Here is a 1,470-nt window from a genome sequence, read left to right as displayed (position 1 = left end):
CCCCACGACCACCCCCGCGACCAGACCAACCGACGTTCACTATCCCGAACCATCCCACTCCCTCCACCACCCACAGCTCGCCTCGCTCGCCTCCCTCGTCATGCCCGTGTCCGCGAGCCGCAGCTCGACCACCAACTCCGCCCCGTCCAGCGGCACGCGCACGCTCGGCCCGTGCGCCAGCCCGTCCGTGACTGCATCCATGACCGCCTCCGCGATACTCGGACATGATGTGCCCGACGCAGCATGTCCGATGACCCCCGACCCGAGCAGCGTGACGAGGGCGCTGGGGAAGTTGCACGCCGCCCACAAGCCCCACGACATCTCCTCGCTCAGCCAATCGGCGGCGACGTAATCGCCCGTGATTTGCCCCGTGAGCACGCCCCGTTTCCACAGAGAAATCGTCGCGATCACGTACTCGCTAAATGCCCCACAATCGAGCTGGATTATGTCCTCGCGGATGTACGGATTAGCGCACCATTCCTGCCCCTCACACACGCGGCGGCACCTTGCCTTCCAGTTCCGCCACGGTCGTGAACAGGGCGCACGCCAGCTCGATCAACTGCTCCTCACTCGCTGTCGCGCTCCCGTCCTCGATCATTTCCAGCTCCACTTCCCAGAGCCCCGCTGCTTCCGCGAGGTCCGCGACGCTCATCCGCAGTCGCTCGCGCATCGGCCCAATGCGCAGCACGCGGTGCCCCGTCCACGGGTGTGCACGGGCGAACTGCTCGTGCCGATCCCGCGCCGCCGCACGTACGCGCTCGACGTACTCCCTGTCCGTGTCCTCGACTGCGCCTGTCAGTGCTACGCGGTGGGCAATGAGGCGGCGCACATCGGGTGGGAGAGCGGTCACAGCCCGTCGTCGTCCAGCTCGGTCACGCCCCGCTCGATCATCACGACCGCCTCCGCAGCGAGCTTGTCCGCCAGCTCGTGCTCGCCCGCGCGCTCAGCCCACCGCGTCAAGCGCACGAGCGAGGTGGGCACCGTGCATGTCCAGCGCCGATACGGCGTCACGACCACGCCCACGCTCCCGTCCGCGTGCCTGATCACATCCCAGCGCCTCACGCGGCACCGCCGACCGTGCGCGCGGGGTGTCCCTGCGCGGCATCGGTGCAGGTCGCTCGGGTTATCGCGCCCTCTGACCTGGCGCGCTCACGCACCGCGAGCGCCGCCGCGACCACGCCCGTGTCCACGTGCCATTCCCCGCCCACCAGCTCGCCCTCGATCAGCCCTGCGCGGAGCAGGGCGGCGTACAGGGCAGGGGAGCCGCCCAGGATCGCGGCGGCGTCGTGGACGGGGACGAGGTGGTCGGCGGGCTCGGGAGCTGTGCTGGACATGCCCCCAGCGTGCGCGGATCGGCGGGGTCTCGGGGATGCGCGGTGTCACGTCCTGGGGGCGTGCTCCACTTTCCGGAGAAGCGGAAAGGTGCAGGTGGGAAGGGTTATCGGGGGCGATGACCCTCCCTGCCCGCGC

General features: G+C 69.7%; 4 protein-coding genes. All 4 read right to left on the bottom strand.

The genetic code is table 11. The features are described 5' to 3' along the window. Positions 1 to 39 precede the first annotated feature (39 nt). Genes ACNAYW_RS11655 through ACNAYW_RS11640 form a run of 4 tightly spaced genes read right to left on the bottom strand, consistent with a single transcriptional unit; the run spans position 40 to position 1,334 of the window. Complete coding sequence (locus ACNAYW_RS11655; RefSeq protein ID WP_415849854.1) at positions 40 to 495, bottom strand: hypothetical protein; 456 nt, start codon at positions 493 to 495, stop codon at positions 40 to 42. Further along, positions 488 to 850: a helix-turn-helix domain-containing protein gene (locus ACNAYW_RS11650; protein WP_415849853.1), complete on the bottom strand. Its 363-nt coding sequence runs from the start codon at positions 848 to 850 to the stop codon at positions 488 to 490. The genes ACNAYW_RS11655 and ACNAYW_RS11650 overlap by 8 nt, the downstream gene beginning before the upstream one ends. Further along, positions 847 to 1,047 carry a hypothetical protein gene (locus tag ACNAYW_RS11645; RefSeq protein WP_415849852.1) on the bottom strand — a complete coding sequence of 67 codons (201 nt, stop codon included), beginning with the start codon at positions 1,045 to 1,047 and terminating at the stop codon, positions 847 to 849. Before ACNAYW_RS11645 ends, ACNAYW_RS11650 begins: the two co-directional genes overlap by 4 nt. A gap of 11 nt (positions 1,048 to 1,058) precedes the next feature. After that, the gene (locus ACNAYW_RS11640; RefSeq protein ID WP_415849851.1) at positions 1,059 to 1,334 is read right to left on the bottom strand and encodes a hypothetical protein; all 276 of its coding nucleotides are present in this window, start codon (positions 1,332 to 1,334) and stop codon (positions 1,059 to 1,061) included. Between the last annotated feature and the right edge of the window lie 136 nt (positions 1,335 to 1,470).

The organism is Tsukamurella ocularis, from assembly GCF_965138335.1.
Taxonomy (GTDB): domain Bacteria; phylum Actinomycetota; class Actinomycetes; order Mycobacteriales; family Mycobacteriaceae; genus Tsukamurella; species Tsukamurella ocularis_A.
The sequence above is the reverse complement of the archived record's forward strand: the minus strand, read 5'-3'. Positions and strand labels throughout refer to the sequence as shown.

Coding starts and splice junctions, on each gene's coding strand:
- ACNAYW_RS11640 (WP_415849851.1), bottom strand. CDS start 1,334: ATGTCCAGCACAGCTCCCGAGCCCGCCGACCACCTCGTCCCCGTCCAC.